General features: G+C 71.2%; 12 protein-coding genes and 1 pseudogene. 5 read left to right on the top strand and 8 right to left on the bottom strand.

Annotation, left to right across the window (positions count from 1 at the left end; all coding sequences use genetic code 11):
* Window positions 1–35: 35 nt before the first annotated feature.
* The 4 genes from AN215_RS03445 to AN215_RS03430 form a co-directional block, all read right to left on the bottom strand.
* Window positions 36–1529 (bottom strand): NCS2 family permease, encoded by a 1494-nt coding sequence (locus tag AN215_RS03445; RefSeq protein ID WP_070010273.1) that lies wholly within the window; start codon window positions 1527–1529, stop codon window positions 36–38.
* Window positions 1530–1706: 177 nt separating this feature from the next.
* A complete protein-coding gene (gene pucD / locus AN215_RS03440; RefSeq protein WP_070010274.1) occupies window positions 1707–4154 on the bottom strand; it encodes a xanthine dehydrogenase subunit D in 2448 nt (815 codons plus the stop codon).
* Window positions 4126–4779 carry a (2Fe-2S)-binding protein gene (locus tag AN215_RS03435; RefSeq protein WP_070010275.1) on the bottom strand — a complete coding sequence of 218 codons (654 nt, stop codon included), beginning with the start codon at window positions 4777–4779 and terminating at the stop codon, window positions 4126–4128. The genes pucD and AN215_RS03435 overlap by 29 nt, the downstream gene beginning before the upstream one ends.
* Window positions 4770–5690, bottom strand: coding sequence for an FAD binding domain-containing protein (locus AN215_RS03430; RefSeq protein ID WP_070010276.1), 921 nt, complete (start codon window positions 5688–5690; stop codon window positions 4770–4772). Before AN215_RS03430 ends, AN215_RS03435 begins: the two co-directional genes overlap by 10 nt.
* 357 nt (window positions 5691–6047) lie before the next feature.
* Here AN215_RS03430 and AN215_RS03425 point away from each other — a divergent pair, with 357 nt between their 5' ends.
* The gene (locus AN215_RS03425) at window positions 6048–7913 is read left to right on the top strand and encodes a PucR family transcriptional regulator (protein WP_070010277.1); all 1866 of its coding nucleotides are present in this window, start codon (window positions 6048–6050) and stop codon (window positions 7911–7913) included.
* A 290-nt stretch (window positions 7914–8203) separates the two neighbouring features.
* On the top strand, window positions 8204–9037 hold the full coding sequence (locus AN215_RS03420; protein ID WP_070008652.1) for a PIG-L family deacetylase: 834 nt from the start codon (window positions 8204–8206) through the stop codon (window positions 9035–9037).
* Between the two features lie 36 nt (window positions 9038–9073).
* Here AN215_RS03420 and AN215_RS03415 read toward each other — a convergent pair whose 3' ends face one another.
* A complete protein-coding gene (locus tag AN215_RS03415) occupies window positions 9074–9703 on the bottom strand; it encodes a class I SAM-dependent methyltransferase (protein ID WP_070008653.1) in 630 nt (209 codons plus the stop codon).
* Window positions 9704–9765: 62 nt separating this feature from the next.
* On the opposite strand from AN215_RS03415, the pseudogene AN215_RS28345 reads away from it, so the two are divergent.
* The 3 genes and pseudogenes from AN215_RS28345 to AN215_RS03405 all read left to right on the top strand — a co-directional run.
* Window positions 9766–10032: pseudogene (locus tag AN215_RS28345) on the top strand (PucR family transcriptional regulator); the annotation flags it as partial.
* A gap of 118 nt (window positions 10033–10150) precedes the next feature.
* Entirely contained in the window at window positions 10151–10729 is a 579-nt protein-coding gene (locus AN215_RS03410; RefSeq protein ID WP_079122771.1) for a Uma2 family endonuclease, read from the top strand.
* A gap of 31 nt (window positions 10730–10760) precedes the next feature.
* Window positions 10761–11057, top strand: a complete 297-nt coding sequence (locus tag AN215_RS03405) for a DUF1330 domain-containing protein (protein WP_070010279.1) — start codon at window positions 10761–10763, stop codon at window positions 11055–11057.
* Between the two features lie 48 nt (window positions 11058–11105).
* Here AN215_RS03405 and AN215_RS03400 read toward each other — a convergent pair whose 3' ends face one another.
* The 3 genes from AN215_RS03400 to AN215_RS03390 all read right to left on the bottom strand — a co-directional run bounded on the left by AN215_RS03400 (window position 11106) and on the right by AN215_RS03390 (window position 13286).
* Window positions 11106–12308, bottom strand: coding sequence for a 4-hydroxybenzoate 3-monooxygenase (locus AN215_RS03400; RefSeq protein WP_070010385.1), 1203 nt, complete (start codon window positions 12306–12308; stop codon window positions 11106–11108).
* 143 nt (window positions 12309–12451) lie between these two features.
* On the bottom strand, window positions 12452–12691 hold the full coding sequence (locus AN215_RS03395; RefSeq protein WP_070010280.1) for a hypothetical protein: 240 nt from the start codon (window positions 12689–12691) through the stop codon (window positions 12452–12454).
* 229 nt (window positions 12692–12920) lie between these two features.
* The gene (locus AN215_RS03390) at window positions 12921–13286 is read right to left on the bottom strand and encodes an iron chaperone (RefSeq protein WP_070010281.1); all 366 of its coding nucleotides are present in this window, start codon (window positions 13284–13286) and stop codon (window positions 12921–12923) included.
* Between the last annotated feature and the right edge of the window lie 83 nt (window positions 13287–13369).

Here is a 13369-nt window from a genome sequence, read left to right as displayed (position 1 = left end):
AGTTTACGCGCGACGGGCGTCCAGGGCCCCACTCGTCACTTCACGCCGAGCCATCCTTCGAGCGGGCTGAGCGCGAAGTACAGCAGGAAGACGGCGGCCAGTCCCCACATCAGCGGGCCCACGTCGCGCCACCGGCCCTGGGCGGCCTTGATCACGACGTAGGAGATGCTGCCCGCGGCGATGCCGGCGGTGATGGAGTACGTGAAGGGCATCAGCACCATCGTCAGGAAGACCGGCACGGTGGTGGCGATGTCGCTCCAGTCGATGTGCCTGGCGTTGCTCATCATCATCGATCCGATGACGACGAGCGCCGCCGCGGCGACCTGCGTGGGGATGACCTGGGCGAGCGGCGTGAAGAACAGGCAGAGCGTGAAACCGAGTCCGGTGACGACGCTTGCCAGTCCGGTGCGGGCGCCGTCGCCGACACCGGCCGTCGACTCCACGAAGACGGTCTGTCCGGAGGCGCCCGCGACACCGCCGGCGACACCGCCCGCGCCGTCGATGGCCAGGGCCCTGTTCAGACCCGGCATCCGTCCCTCGTCGTCGGCCAGTCCGGCCTGCTGGCCGATTCCGATGATGGTGCCGATGGCGTCGAAGAAGCCCGCCAGCACGAGGGTGAAGACGATGACGCCGACGGTGACCGCGCCGGCCTCGGTGACACCGTCGAAGGAGATCTTCCCGAAGAGGCCGAAGTCGGGGGTGCTCACGATGCTTCCGGTGATCTCCGGGGCGTTCCGTCCGCCCCAGTCCTTCTTCTCCAGCCCCGCGAAGTGGTGCACCAGCCCCGCGACGAGGGTGCCCCCGACGATGCCGGTGAGGATCGCACCGGGTACGCGCCGCACCTGGAGCACGAATACGAGCAGCACCGTGACGGCGAAGCACAGCACGGGCCAGCCCGTGAGCATGTCGTGGGTGCCCAGTTGGAGCGGCTTCGCGCCCGCGACTCCGCCCGGTCCCGGCATGCTCGTCACGAAGCCCGCCTGTACCAGCCCGATGAGGGTGACGAACAGTCCGATGCCCATGGTGATGGCGTGCTTCATCGCCAGGGGAATGGCGTCCATGATCAGCCGTCGCAGTCCCGTGACGACGAGCAGGATGATCACGGCACCGTAGATGACGCACATGCCGAAGGCGCCGGCCCAGCTCATCTCCGGCGCCACCTGGTAGGCGAGCACGGCAGAGACGCTGAGCCCGGCGGCCAGCGCCAGCGGCACGTTGCCGAGCACGCCCATCACCAGGGTGGTGGCCGCGGCGGCGAAGGCGGTGGCGGTGGTGACCTGACCGGCGTCGAGGGTGGCCCCCGTCGCGTCGGGAACGGAGAGGATCACCGGGTTGAGCAGGACGATGTAGGCCATCGCCATGAACGTCGTCGCACCGCCGCGTACTTCACGCGCCAGGGTCGAGTGCCGCTCCGATATGCGGAACCAGCGGTCGAGCCGGGAGTGTCCGGCCGACTGGGCCGCGGGGCCGGGAGCGGCCGCGGTCGTGTCTTCCGCGCTTCCGCCGGATGCTGTCTTGGACTGGGTCATGGTTGCGCTCCCAAGTTTCGTCGGGGCACCCCGAAGTGCCTCGGCACTGCGGAGATTTGGGATGCACGACCCGGGGGACGGCCCGAGACGGTACGGGGAGTGCCCTGGGCCGGTGCGGTTCTTCCGCACCGGCCGGGCGGCTCGTGCCCCTCCCGGCAAGCTGTGCCGGGAGCGGCACTATCGGGTATCGGTCAGATGCTCGGGACGGACCGGGACCCTGTTCAGGGCGAGACCGGTCGCGTTGCGGATCGCGGCGACGACTGCCGGGGTGGAGGAGAGCGTCGGCGCCTCGCCGACACCGCGCAGCCCGTACGGGGCGTGCTCGTCGGCGAGTTCCAGGACATCCACGGGGATGGCGGGGGTGTCGAGGATGGTGGGGATCAGATAGTCGGTGAAGGAGGGGTTGCGTACCTTGCCGCCCGGGTCGACGAGGATCTCTTCCATGACGGCCAGGCCCAGGCCCTGTGTCGTACCGCCCTGGATCTGGCCGATCGTCGAGAGCGGGTTGATGGCCTTGCCGACGTCCTGCGCGCAGGCGAGTTCGACGACCTTGACGAGGCCCAGTTCGGTGTCGACCTCGACGACGGCACGGTGCGCCGCGAAGGAGTACTGGACGTGGCCGAAGCCCTGCCCGGTCTCCAGGTCGAGCCGTTCGGTCGGCCGGTGCCTGAACTCCAGCTCCTCGTCGATGACTTCGTCGCCGAGTACGTCGGCGAGCGCGGCGAGGACCTCACCGTCCCCGGTGACGACCTTGCCGCCCTCCAGCAGGAGTTCACCGCCGGACACCCACGCGGGGTGGTGGCCCGCGAACTTCTCCCGGCCGAGCCGGACGGCCTTCTCGCGTACGGCCTCGCAGGCCTTCTTGACCGCGCCGCCGGTCATGTAGGTCTGCCGCGACGCGGACGTCGAACCGGCCGATCCGACCTGCGTGTCCGCGGGCAGGATGCTCACGCCGGAGACGCCCAGTTCGGTACGGGCGATCTGCGCGTGCACGGTGACGCCGCCCTGCCCGACCTCCGCCATCGCGGTGTGCACGACGGCGACGGGTTCTCCGCCGGCCACTTCGAGACGTACACGCGCCGTCGAGTAGTCGTCGAACCCCTCGGAGAAGCCGACGTTCTTGATGCCGACGGCGTAGCCCACTCCGCGCACCACGCCTTCTCCGTGCGTGGTGTTCGACAGGCCGCCCGGCAGCGCCCGTACGTCCACTCCGGTGCTGCCGCCCGCCGCGCCGGAGCTCTGCGAGCTCTCCCACTGGCGCTCCGGCGGCATCGGCATCGCCTTGACGCGGCGCAGGATCTCCGCGACGGGCGCGGGAGAGTCGACCTCCTGCCCGGTGGGCATCAGCGAGCCCTGCGACATGGCGTTCCGCTGCCTCAACTCGACCGGGTCCATACCGAGTTCGGCGGCGAGGCGGTCCATCTGTGCCTCGTACGCGAAGCAGGCCTGAACTGCGCCGAAGCCGCGCATCGCGCCGCACGGAGGGTTGTTGGTGTAGAGGGCGAGCGCCTCCATATCGACGTTGTCCACCTCGTACGGGCCGGCGCCCAGTGACACGGCGTTGCCGACGACCGCAGGCGAGGAGGAGGCGTACGCGCCGCCGTCCAGCACGATGCGGCACGTCATGTAGAGGAGCTTGCCGTCGCGTGAGGCGCCGTGCTCGTAGGTGAGCTTGGCGGGGTGGCGGTGCACGTGGCCGAAGAAGGACTCATAGCGGTTGTAGACGATCTTGACGGGCTTGCCCGTGGCCATCGCCAGCAGGCACGCGTGTGCCTGCATCGACAGGTCCTCGCGCGCGCCGAACGCGCCGCCGACGCCGGAGAGCGTCAACCGCACCTTGTCCTGGGGCAGTCCGAGGACGGGCGCGAGCTGGTCGCGGTCGACGTGCAGCCACTGCGTGGCGATGTAGAGGTCGATGCCGCCGTCCTCTGCGGGCACCGCCAGACCGGACTCGGGTCCGAGGAACGCCTGGTCCTGCATGCCGACTTCGTACTCGCCGCGCACGACGACATCGGCCCGCGCCTTCGCCGCCGCCACGTCGCCGCGGACGATGGGCTGCCGGTGGACGATGTTGGGGTGCGTGACGTGGGGCGCGTGATGGTCGTCACGGCCCGGATGCAGCACCGGGGCGCCGGGCCCGGTCGCGCTGTCCTCGTCGTGCACGGGAGGCAGTTCGGCGTACTCGACGCGGATCTTCGCGGCGGCGCGGCGCGCGGTCTCCGGATGGTCGGCCGCGACGATGGCGACGGCCTCGCCGTGGTAGCGCACCCGGTCCTTGGCCAGCACCGGCTGGTCGTGGATCTCCAGGCCGAAGTGGGTCGTCGCGGGAAGGTCGTCGTGCGTCATCACGCTGTACACACCCGGAAGCTTCAGCGCCTCCGACACGTCGACGGAGCGGATCTCGGCGTGCGGGTACGGGCTGCGCAGGGTGCAGCCCCACAGCATGTCCTCGTGCCACAGGTCGGAGGCGTAGGCGAACTCCCCGGTGACCTTCAGCGTCCCGTCGGGGCGCAGCGTGGACTCGCCGATGCCGCCCTTGGTGACGGTTCCCTGCGTGAGGGCGGTGGGGATGCGGGTCGGGGACGCTCCGGGCATCTCAGACCACCTCTCCCTGTGCGGGGCCATGTCCGGAGTGGGGGCCGGGGCCGTTTCCGTCTCCGGGTGCTTCCGCGTGATCCGTACGGGCGGCAGCCAGCCGTACCGCGTCGAGGATCTTCTCGTAACCGGTGCAGCGGCAGAGGTTCCCGGAGAGGGCCTCGCGGATGTCCGCGTCGGAGGGCCGCGCGTTGCGCTCGATCAGTTCGTCGGCGGCGACGAGCAGACCCGGGGTGCAGAAGCCGCACTGGACGGCGCCCGCGTCGATGAACGCCTCCTGTACGGGCGAGAGCGGGACGCCGTCCGCGGCGGGCGCCGCCGCCCAGCGCTGCTCGTCGGCGGCGGAGGTGGAGACGGACGCGGATTCAGCAGCCGTGCCGCCCGCGGAGGCGGCCTCCGCACGCTGCCTCGCGTAGTCGGCGAGCCCTTCGACGGTCACGACGTCGCGCCCCTCGACCTGCCCGGCGGCCACCAGGCACGCGCACACGGACTCACCGTCCAGGCGTACCGTGCAGGAACCGCATTCGCCCTGCTCGCAGGCGTTCTTGGAGCCGGGCAGACCCATGCGCTCACGCAGGACGTAGAGGAGCGACTCGCCCTCCCACACGTCGTCGGCCTCGTGCCGGCGTCCGTTGACGGTGAATGTCACGCGCATCGCGAGCCTCCTTCGTCGCCCGCGGCACGGCCGGCACCGCTGCCGGCGCCTCCGCGGTAGTCGTCCCAGACCCAGCCCAGCGTGCGGCGGGCCATGACGCCGACAGCGTGCCGGCGGTACGCGGCGCTGCCGCGTACGTCGTCGATGGGGTTGCAGGCCGCCGAGCAGAGCCCGGCGAACTCCTTGGTCACGGACGGCGGGAGGGCCCCGCCGCTGTCCCAGAGGCCTTCCTCCTCCAGCGCGGCGCCCAGGAAGTCCTCGGCCGCCAGGGCACGGAAGGGCGTCGGCGCGGCCGATCCGACCGCGGCCCGCACGCTGCGGCTCTCGGGATGCAGCGCGACGGAGAAGCCGCAGACGGCGATGACCATGGCGTTGCGGGTGCCGATCTTGGAGAACTGCTGCGGCCCGCTCGCCTTCTTGATGTGCACGCGCTTGATCAGTTCGTCGTCGGCGAGTGCGTTGCGCTTGACGCCGGTGAAGAAGTCCTCGACGGGGATACGGCGCGAGCCGCGCACGGACTCGGCCTCGACCTCCGCACCCGCGGTGAGCAGCGGCGGGTGCGAGTCGCCCGCCGGCGAGGCGGCTCCGAGGTTGCCGCCGACGCTGCCGCGGTTGCGGATCTGCGGCGAGCCGACCGTGTGGGCGGCGAGGGCCAGGCCCGGCAGCTCACGGCGTAGGTCCTCGATGATCCTCGTGTACGGGACGCAGGCGCCGAGGGCGACCTCCTCCTCGCCGGTCTCCCATTCGTGCAGCTCGGTGACGCGGTTCAGGTCCAGCAGCTGTTCGGGGCGGCGCTGGTCGAAGTTGATCTCGACCATGACGTCGGTGCCGCCCGCGATGGGCACGGCTCCGGGGTGCTCGGCCTTCGCGGCGAGCGCCTCCTCCCACCGGGCGGGGCGCAGGAACTCCATTGGCTCTTCTCGTTTCGCTTCAGGTCGCTGGCGTGCGCGTTCTCTGACGTACTCGGGGTCGAGGGGTGTCTGCGGGCAGTCGGCGTACGCGCCGTGCGGGCGATTCCGGATCAGTACATCGATGCATGCCCCGGCACGGGCAGTCACCGAAACCATGAAGCTCCGGGCCGCTGTCCGCCGCAGTCTTGTAGATTCGCACGAAGGCGCGCGTGCACGCCGCTCGCGCCATCGCACGGGCCGAAGGGCACCCTCTCCCGCCTCCGTGCCGGGCGCACCGCTACGCTCCCGGCCGTCGCTCTCCCGGCGCGCCCGGCACTGCAGCACACTCGTCACCCACAGAAACGGCGGCCACCGACCATGCGCCTGCGTGCACTTCTGGAGACCGGCTCTCTCGGGCTGCGTCTGCTCACCGGGGACGCCGAGCTGGACCGTACGGTGCGCGGCGTCATGACGACCGACCTGCGCGACCCCGGCCGTTATCTCTCGGGCGACGAGCTGGTCCTGACCGGCCTCGCCTGGTACCGGGAGCCGCAGGACGCCGAGCCCTTCGTCCGCATCCTCGCGACGGCCGGAGTGGCGGGGCTCGCGGCGGGCGAGGCAGAGCTGGGCATGGTGCCGGACGCCCTGGTGACGGCCTGCGCCGAGCACCGGCTTCCGCTGTTCGCGGTGATGGAGGAAGTTGCCTTCGCGACCGTCACCGAGCACGTGCTGCGGCAGGTCTCCCAGGAGCGCGCGGGCGACCTCGCCGCCGTGGTGGCGCGGCACCGGCGGATGATGTCGTCCGGACCCGCGGGCAGCGGCCCCGACGCCGTGCTCGATCTGCTCGGATCGGACCTCGACCTGCGGGCATGGGTCCTGTCCGTCACGGGCCGTACGGTGGCGGGCCCGGGGAGGGAGAGGGCCGCGGGCGGGGACAGGACCGGGGGCGGGGAGGCGCGCACCGGCGGGGGCCCGCTGTCCGGGGGCACGCCCGCTCCCGTGTCGCTGTCCCCCGGCGTACGCGCCCGGCTCGCCGGCGAGCACCTCGCCGCCGCGCGCGCAGGACGGCCCGGCCACCGCCCGCACCGGATCGCCGTGGCCGGGACCACCTACTCGCTCTTCCCCGTCCGCAGCGGCGGCCAGGGAACGGAGACGACCGCCGGGCCCGACCGGCGCGACCCCTCTCCAGCGGACGCCTCCAGCTCCTCCGGCCACTCCGGCTCCCCCGGTCCCCCGGGCCTCGCCGACTGGTTCCTCGCGGTCGAGGACGACGCCGCCGACTGGCCGGACGAACGCCTCGACCTCGTGGACGGCGTCACACAGCTCATCGCGGTCGAACGCGAGCGCCGCGACGCGGCCCGCACCGTGCGCCGCCGTCTCGCCACGGAGGTCCTGGAGCTTCTGCACGCCGGCGCGCCGCCCGCCGAGACCGCGGCACGCCTGCGCGTCGCGGCTCCGGTGCTGCTCCCCGGCCTGGGCGGGGCACCGCACTGGCAGGTCGTCGTCGCGCGGCTCGACGGCTCACGCCACGAGGGCGGCCGCGAATGCCGGTCACTGCTGGAGGAGATCCTCCTCGATCCCCGTACGACCGGCGTGGAGTCGGCCGACCGGGCAGCGGTCGCGCACGCCGGCCGCGAAGCCGTCGCCCTCCTCCCCCTCCCGGCACTCACCCCCGGGCACGACGCGCCGGAGCCCGGCACACCGCGGACCGCGGAGTCCGGCTCCCCGTCCGGTCCCGGCCCGGCCTCCGGACTGGACGCGGGCACGCTGCTCGCCGCGGTCCGCGAACCGCTGGAACAGGGCCTGACCGAAGGCGAACGTCTCACTCTCGGAGTCAGCGCCACCGTGCACTCCGCGGGCGGGCTGCACGGCGCACTCGAAGAGGCCCGCCACGCACGGCGGGTCGCCGCCGCCCGCGAAGGGCGCGTGTGCGCGGCCGGACACGAGGAACTGGCGTCGCACGTACTGCTCCTCCCCTTCGTCCCCGACGACGTACGGCGCGCGTTCACCGCCCGACTGCTGGCTCCCCTGCACGACTACGACCGCCGGCACCGTGCCGAACTCCTCCCCACCCTCGCCGCGTTCCTCGACGCCGACGGCTCCTGGACGCGCTGTGCCGACCGGCTCCATCTGCACGTCAACACCCTCCGCTACCGCATGGGCCGGATAGAACAGCTCACCGGCCGCGACCTGTCCCGCCTGGAGGACAAACTCGACTTCTTCCTCGCCCTGCGCCTGAGTTGAGGAGACCGCCGCCGCGTATGCGCCACAGACCGCGGAATTGATCCACCCCGGGCGGGGGTTGGAGCAGTCATGCAAGCGATCGCACCGACTGCCGAAGGAGCCGGTGCCTCGTGCTGCTTGCCGTCCGCAGCAGCCGGTCCCACCGGCACGGTTGCATCGACGGACGGCCGGCGCCGCACGGGCGGGGAAGGCGGAGACCACGAGGTCGTCCGCCCCGCCACCCCGGCCCAGGACAGCGGTACGCCCGCCGCTCACCCGGACCAAGATGTATTCGGCAGGAGGACCCTTTCATGACTGACCGGCCCTTGACGCTCATGGCAGTACACGCCCACCCCGACGACGAGGCCACCGGAACCGGAGGCATCCTCGCGCGGTACGCGGCGGAGGGCGTCCGCACGGTTCTCGTGACGTGTACCGACGGCGGTTGCGGCGACGGGCCGGGGGGTGTCAAGCCGGGCGATCCCGAGCACGATCCGGCGGCCGTCGCCTTGATGCGCCGTGAAGAACTCAAGGCGAGCTGCGACGTCCTGAAGGTCAGCGACCTGGAGATGCTGGATTATGCCGACTCCGGGATGACCGGCTGGCTGAGCAACGACGCACCCGGATCGTTCTGGCAGACCCCCGTGGAGGAAGGCGCCGCACGGCTCGCGGAACTCATGCGGCACTACCGGCCCGACGTGGTCGTCACCTACGACGAGAACGGCTTCTACGGGCACCCCGACCACATCCAGGCCCACCGCATCACCATGGCGGCGCTGGAGATGACCGCGCTGACGCCGAAGACGTACTGGACGACGGTGCCCCGCTCGATGATGCGGCGGTTCGGGGAGACCATGCGGGAGTTTCAGGAGGACATGCCGGAGCCGGATCCCGCCGAGACCGCCGCGATGGCCGAGATCGGCCTCCCCGACGACGAGATCACCACGTGGGTGGACACCACCGCGTTCAGCGGCCAGAAGTTCGATGCGCTGGCCGCGCACGCCAGTCAGGGCGAGAACATCTTCTTCCTCAGGATGGGCAAGGAGAGGTTCGGCGAGTTGATGGGCATGGAGACCTTCCTGCGAGTCAGGGACGTCACCGGCGCGGCCGTACCCGAGAACGATCTCTTCGCCGGACTTCGCTGATCCGCCCGTCCGGGACCGGGCCCGCACAGCCGCGTCCTACGGGCGGCGGGCCAGCAAGTGGGCGTCAAGGAAGCCCCGCTCGGACACCGGGTCGTGGAGCAACCGAGCCACCGTGACGAGTCCCGCCCCGGCCAGCAACCCGGCAAACAGTTCCGTCGGCCAGCTGTAGGCGGGCGTCACCTTGTGATCGAAGCGGACCGGCTCCGGCCCCTCGGTCCCGAAGAAGGACACCAGGATCAGGCCCCCTGATGCCAGGACACGTACCTGCTCAGCGAGCAGCGCGGGCAGTTCTCCGGGTGGGGTATGGATCATGGAGTAGTGGGCCAGCACCCCGCCGAGCGCGCCGTCCTCGACCGGCAGGTTCTCCATTCGCGCTTCGTCGAACCGCAGCAACGGATGGGCCTGCCGAGCGTGGTCGACCATGGCCGGGGAGAGGTCGAGCCCGAAGGCGTCCAGCCCCAAGTCGTGCAGCATCGCCGTCAGATGACCGGGTCCGCACCCGACGTCGGCTGCCCGCAGGTTTCCCGTGCCACGCACGAGCTCGGCGAAGGTGCCGATCATGTTCCGCGCGAACGGCTTCGTCTCCAGCCGATCGGCGAACATCGACGCATACAGCTCGACGACCCCGTCGTAGGCCGCCCTGGTCTCATCCTGGTGAATCGGCACCGGAAGGAAATTACACGCACGCCGTTCGCAGCGGTTCTCCGGCCCCGTACCGGCCCTTCCGCTTCGTCCCCGACGACGTACGGCGCGCGTTCACCGCCCGACTGCTGGCTCCCCTGCACGACTACGACCGCCGGCACCGTGCCGAACTCCTCCCCACCCTCGCCGCGTTCCTCGACGCCGACGGCTCCTGGACGCGCTGTGCCGACCGGCTCCATCTGCACGTCAACACCCTCCGCTACCGCACGGGCCGGATAGAACAGCTCACCGGCCGCGACCTGTCCCGCCTGGAGGACAAACTCGACTTCTTCCTCGCCCTGCGCCTGAGTTGAGCGCCGGGACGGTGTGCTTTACACGGCGGGGCAGTCCGTAACCGACGAACCGTGCGTATCGTTGTACTGCGCGGCTGCGCGATCCGGCGCGGCGGGGAGGAGCGTCACCGTGACCGTCATGACCGACAGGATCGAGATGACAGAGCCCGACGAGCTCACCTTGGACGACTTGTTCGAGCGGCTGGAGCGGATGCCCGTCCCCGAGGGCTACAAGGTCGAGATCGTCGAGGGGTCCGTGCACACGTCGCCACAGCGCCGTACGCACTGGAAGATCATCCGGAAGGTGCTGAGGCAGTTGGAGGGTCATCTCGGCGAGGAGGCCGAGATCGACTCCGACGTCCGGATCGACTTCCCCGGCCACCTCAACGGATTCGCCCCCGATCTCGTCAAGATCGCCGACGGCGCCACCCCGGACTCGCGCGGGCTCTTCTCCCCGAATGACATCGAGTTGGTCGTCGAGGTCATCTCCCGCTCGACCGCCGCCAACGACTACGGGCCCAAGCTGAGGACCTACGCCTCGTCGGGTGTCCCCGCGTACCTGATCGTCGACCCGTACGTCGGCCGCTCCCGGCTCTTCACACACCCGAAGGACGGCGACTACGGCAGGGACCTCACCGTCGACTTCGGCGAGGAGATCGACCTCTCCGACACCCCCGTCGGTCTCACCCTCTCGACGGAGAACTTCCCCCGCGACTGACGACGGCAGCGCGCATCTGTAACTTCGTCGTATGCCTGCGTATGTCATCTCCGAAACCACCGTGCTCGACGAGGAGTCGGCCCGCGAATACCGCGAACTGGCGGCAGTGTCCGTTGAGAAGCACGGCGGGCGGTATCTCTCCCGTGGGCGGCACCCCGAAGCCGTCGAAGGCGCCTGGCCGGACGAAGCCCTCCTGATCGTCCTGGAGTTCCCCGACATGGAGACGGCCCGGCGCTGGTACGCCTCCCCGGAGTACGCGGAGGCCCTCGCGCTGCGTGCCACGGCGCTCGACCGCCGTCTGCTCTTCGTGGAGGGCGGGGCCGCGTAGCACGCCCGGAGCCGCCCGCCCGGCCCTCGCCGTCAGTGGTCCGCGCCGTCAGTGGTCCGCGTCGCTGCCGATGTAGAGGCCGGCGACCGCTCGGCCCGCCTTCTCCGAACGGGTCATTCGCCGGAGCCTGGCGGCCGTCACGCCCGCGCGGAAAGGGTCGCCGGAGGACGGGCCGTGCACGAGTTCCGAGACCCAGTTGTTGAAGTCCTGGTACTGCCACACCCGTCGCAGGCAGGCGTCCGAGTAGCCCTCGATCCCGCTCTCGTCGCCCTCCCGGTAGTACGCGCGCAGGGCGTCGGCCAGCAGCAGCGCGTCGTTCAGAGCGAGGTTCATGCCCTTGGCGGCTACGGGTGCCACCAGGTGCGCCGCGTCGCCTGCGAGATGCAGCCGGCCGTAACTCATCGGCTCGACCACGTAGTTGTGCATGTCGAGCACGCGGCGCTCGGTCAGTTCGCCCTCGTTGAGCGGCGCCGCGTCGCGGGCGCCGAGTCGCGTGCGCAGCTCGCTCCAGACGCGCTCGTGCGGCCAGTTGGCGGTGGAGTCGCCCGGCGGGCACTCCAGGTAGTAACGGGTGACCTGCGGGCCGCGCGCCATGTGGGCCGCGAACCCCTGCGTGTGGAGCCCGAACACGACCCTCTCGGCCGACGGCGGCGCCTCGGCGAGCAGGGCGAGCCAGCCGACACCCAGATCGTGCCGGAAGACCTCGACGCCGCCCTCCGGTATCGCGCTGCGGGCCGAGCCGCGCGCGCCGTCGCAGCCGGCGACGAAGTCGCAGGCGATGCTGCGCTGTTCACCGGTCGCCGGGTCGGTCCAGGAGACGGACGGGCGCTCGGTGCGTATGCCGTGCACGGCCACGTCCCGTGCCGAGAACCGCACGTCGCCGCCCGCCTCGTCGGCGTACGAGCGCACCAGGTCCGTCACCAGCCGCTGCTGCGGGTAGACGATGTGGCGCTGGCCGGAGAGCGCCCCGTAGCGGAAGACGTGGCGCGTCCCGTCCAGCCGGAACTCGCAGTCGCCCTGCGCCTCCGCAGCGAGCAGCCCCGGCCCGGCGAGGCCGCGCCGCTCCAGCGCACGTACGGCCCACTCCTCCAGGAAGCCCGCGCGCGGCAGCGCTTCGATGCAGTCCCGGCTCTCCGCCTCCAGAAGCACGCAGTCGATGCCCTCGGCGTGGAGCAGGTTCGCGAGGGTGAGCCCGGCGGGACCCGCGCCGATGACGACGACGGAAGTGGCACCGGCACCCGACGGGGACACGGAAGTACGGACGTCCTCGTCCTGCTGCTCCGGATCCACCCGAACCAACCTCCCGAACAAAGCGTCAACCACCGGGCAGGCGCACAAGATTAGAGCAGCGTGATCTTGGTGTACAGCGGCTCCCGGCCGGCCGATTCGCGGGCCTAGGAGACGAGTTGCCAGGCCGCGGCGGCAGCCATCACGACTGTGAGCACGGTCAGCACCAGCATCGCGACCGCCACGGCACGTCCGTGGCCGTGGCCGTGGCTGTGGCTGCCGGCCCGTCCTGTGCTCGTGCTCGTGCTCGTGCTCGTGCAGCGATCGCCGCGATCGCGGTCGGCGCAACAGCGGTCGGCGTCGCCGTTCCCGCCGCTGCCGGCGGGCTGCGGACGCTCACCGTCCACGGGTGCCCCCTCGGAATGGACGTGCGGTGCTCGGTGCACCCGTCCAAGAGTGACCGCGCCGGAAGCGCACGTACAGGAGACTGTGCGCCAACCGGGCGAAGCGGGTGCGATACGGCCACGGGGACGCCATGACCGGTGCAGTGCCCGCGGCCGACGTGCGCGCCCTGCCGCCGTGCGGCGGCGCGGCCGGTGTTCCCCCGACGTCACAGCCGTCACGGCCCTTACGGCGTCAGCAGATCTTGCCCCGCTCCGCCGCCGTGGCCCGGAGCAGGTCACGCACCAGGTCGAAGTCGATCAGCTCGGGCTTCTTGAAGCGCAGACACCCCTTGCCCATGTCGTGCCCTGCGAGCCGCTCCGCGAAGGCCGCGCGGACGTCACTGCGCATCAGGTAGAAGGAGATGTACTGCTTCTGGCCGGCGAAGGCGACCTCGCCGCTGCCGTCCCGTTCATAGACGGGCATGCCGTACGCCATCACTTCGGTGAAGCCTTCCAGCTCCTCCCGGCACAGCTCCCGCAGCCGGGTCAGGGCCGCTCGCCGCCCCTCCTCGGCTTCGGCGAGGTACGCGTCGACGCTCTCGGCCTTGCTCTGCACCATGCGACGACCCTACCGAGCGGGCTCCAGGCGGGTCCGGGTGTTGCACGTACTCGAGGGGAACACGGAGTGGAGCACGGAGCCGT

It is taken from the genome of Streptomyces abyssalis (assembly GCF_001751365.1).
GTDB lineage: Bacteria > Actinomycetota > Actinomycetes > Streptomycetales > Streptomycetaceae > Streptomyces > Streptomyces abyssalis.
Note: the sequence above shows the minus strand (reverse complement) of the source record. Positions and strands in the feature narration are given on the sequence as shown.